The sequence below is a fragment of the Nakamurella sp. genome, from assembly GCF_048594475.1.
In the GTDB taxonomy this organism is placed as follows: Bacteria; Actinomycetota; Actinomycetes; order Mycobacteriales; family Nakamurellaceae; genus Nakamurella.
The window spans coordinates 1-3107 of the sequence record NZ_JBMDXT010000224.1; the positions used below are offsets into that span (position 1 = coordinate 1).

3 protein-coding genes are annotated in these 3107 nt (G+C 74.1%); 2 read left to right on the forward strand and 1 reads right to left on the reverse strand.

Features of this window, described 5'->3' with window-relative positions:
- On the reverse strand, positions 1-1035 hold a 1035-nt coding region (locus ACOJUF_RS10525), incomplete at its 3' end, for a serine/threonine-protein kinase (RefSeq protein ID WP_420121804.1).
- 134 nt (positions 1036-1169) lie between these two features.
- Between ACOJUF_RS10525 and trxA the strand changes: the two genes are divergently transcribed.
- Positions 1170-1571 (forward strand): thioredoxin, encoded by a 402-nt coding sequence (gene trxA / locus ACOJUF_RS10530; protein ID WP_420121805.1) that lies wholly within the window; start codon positions 1170-1172, stop codon positions 1569-1571.
- 37 nt (positions 1572-1608) lie between these two features.
- A partial coding sequence (locus tag ACOJUF_RS10535; RefSeq protein WP_420121806.1) for a serine hydrolase occupies positions 1609-3107 on the forward strand: 1499 nt, incomplete at its 3' end.

Below are 3107 nucleotides of genomic sequence, written 5' to 3' on the forward strand. Positions count from 1 at the left end.
CCCGACCGGTCCGGGCGATCCGACCGGTCCGGGCGGGCTGGACTCACCCGACTCCGTGGCGAGCGGCGCGGAGCCCGGCGGCCCGGGGTCCGGTGGCGGAGGACCGGACCGGGTCGAGGTCACGGTTCGCGGGACGGTGGCGGGGACGTCGATGATCGTGGCCCGCGCGCCCACCGGGGCCGGCGGTTCCCCGGTCCGGGCGCCGGCCGGCAACGGGGGCAACTGGTCCAGCACCTCCACCGGATCGCCGTCCCGGGTGCGGGGCGCCCGGTCGGCCGGGGCGGCGGCCAGCAGGGCGGCGGCCGCGGAGGCGTCCGGCGGCCGCTCGTCGGGATCCCGGCGCAGCAGCCCGTCGATCGCCGCCCGCAGGATCGGATCACGGATCGACTCGACGACGTCGGGTCCCGCCGACTCGGGCTCGGCGCCGTGCAGCAGGGCCACCGCGAGCCGGCCGGCGGCATAGAGGTCGTGTCGCGGGTCCGGCGGCACCCCACCCACCAGCACCTCCGGCGGGAGGTAGCCCGGCGTGCCGATGACCATGCCGACCTGGGTCAGCCGGGCGTCCCGGCGGCTGATGGTCAGCCCGAAGTCGGTCAGCACCGTGTGGAGCGGGCCGGAGCCGGTGACGCGCAGCAGCACGTTGGCCGGCTTCACGTCCCGATGGATCAACGCCGCGTCGTGCACGGCGGCCAGCCCGTCGAGCACCTGACGCAGCACGGTGACGACGGTGCCCTCGGCCAGCGGACCCCAGTCCCCCATGAGCGTGTGCAACGACCCGCCGGCGACCAGATCGCTGGCGATGAGCACCGTGCCGTCCTCGGCCGCCCAGCCGTAGGGGCTGACGATGTGCGGATGGTCAAGGCGAACCGACTGCTCCCGGACGAACCGCAGCAGTTCCCCGGCGTCCCGCTGGCGCAGCAGTTTGGCCGCGCAGTACGTGTCCCGCCGGCGGTCCCAGGCCCGCCAGACCGTGCCCGACCCGCCCGATCCGATGGGGTCGATCAGGGCGTACCGGCCGGCGACGACGTCGCTCATCGGCCCCGGCACCCCCGTCTCGGCATCGGCCGAGTATCGCAGCCGGGAATGCCCGGCCGTCGCCGCCGGTTGATCCTGGCAGTATCGCAGCACCAATTCATCAGCGAATCGACTCGTCGTGAGGGGACATTTCCGTGGCCACGCTGGAACTGACCAAAGAGAATTTCGAAACGACGGTGTCCGGCGACGGCATCGTCCTGGTCGACTTCTGGGCCGCCTGGTGCGGTCCCTGCCGCATGTTCGGGCCGATCTTCGAGGAGGCGTCGGACAAGCACACCGACATCGTCTTCGGCAAGATCGACACCGAGGACCAGCAGCAGCTGGCCGCGGCCGCGAACATCCGGTCGATCCCGACCCTGATGGCGTTCCGTGACGGGATCCTCGTCTTCTCCCAGGCCGGCGCGCTCCCCGGCCCGTCGCTGGAGCAGCTGATCGGCGCCGTCCGCGATCTGGACATGGACGACGTGCGCCGGCAGATCGCCGAGGCCGCCGCCGGCAGCCCGGACACCTCCGATCAGGCCCAGACCGCCCACTGACACCGGGCATACGGGGCGGGCGTTACCGTAAGGCACGATGCCCGCCTCCCTGCCCCGGCGCGTCGCCCTGGTCGGGGCCGCGTTCCTCGTCGTGTCCGCCGGTGCGGTCGTGCCCGCGGCCGCCGCCCCCAACACCGACCCGTACTCGCCACCGAGCGTCACCGTGCAGACCCCGTCGACCGACGGATGCCCGCAGCGGGACCGGCCGCCGCCCGCGGTGGACACGTCCGAGGACGTGCCCGACGGGCAGGCCCCGCCCGAGCCGTTGCCGGTCCCCGCAACCCCGGTCGGCGGCAGCCAGCTCGGGAGCTGCGGGCTGATCCTGCCCGCGAACGCGCCGGCCCTGCCCTCGGACATCAGCGCCGGGGCGTGGCTCATCGCCGACCTCGACACCGGCGCGGTGATCGCGGCCAAGGACCCCCACGGCCGCTACCGGCCGGCCAGCACCCTCAAGCTGCTCACCGCGCAGGTGATGCTGACGAACCTGAAGAACCTCGATCAGGTGGTCGAGGGCACCCAGGCCGACACCGCCCAGGACGGCACCCGCGTCGGCATCGAGGCCGGCGGCACCTACACCGTCCGGGACCTGATCTCGTACCTGGTGATGATCTCCGGCAACGACGCCGCGAACGCGCTGGCCCGGGCCAACGGCGGCTACGACAAGACGATCGCCGACATGAACTCCACGGCCCGGGCGCTCGGCGCCCTGGACACCCGGGCGGCCCCCCCGTCCGGCCTGGACGGGGCCGGCCAGTCGACGTCCCCGTACGACCTGGCACTCTTCGCGCGCGCGGACATGAACACCCCGCCGTTCCCCGAGATCATCTCCCGGCCGGACATCCGGGTGCCGGGCGCCGGCGGCAGCGAGGGCTACATCGCGGCCAACGACAACCAGATCCTGGCCCAGTACCCGGGCGGTCTCGGCGGGAAGACCGGCTTCACCGACGACGCCGGCAACACGTTCGTCGGGATGGCCGCCCGGGACGGCAAGCGGCTGGTCGTGACGATGATGAACGGCACCCAACAGCCCCGGCGGCAGTGGATGCAGGCCGCGTCGCTGCTGGACTGGGGCTTCGCCCTGCCGGCCGGCACGGCGCCCGTCGGGGAGCTGGTCGACTCGCTCGCGCAGGCCACCGGCGGACCCTCCCCGACGCCCAGCGTGCCGGCCCCGGCGTCCGAGTCCGGGTCCGACACTGCCTCCGGGTCGGCGACGGCCTCGCCGGCCGCCGGGGTCGAGCCGACCCCATCGGCCGGGACGACCGCGGGTGAATCGTCCAGCGGGATCCCGGTCGCCTGGATCCTGGCCGGCATCGGCATCCTGGTCGTCGCCGCCGGCGTCGTCCTGCTCATCCGGCGCCGGCACCTGAACAAGAAGGTGGTCTTCGCCGGCGACGCCAAGCCCAAGCCTGACCCGGCCGAACCTGGCGAGGCGGCCGAACCCGATCCGGCCGAACCCGGTGAGGCGGCTGAACCCGTCGCCCAGGAAGCCGCCGACCCGACGGCCGGGGTGCCCGCCACCGAGACCGCCGACCCGGC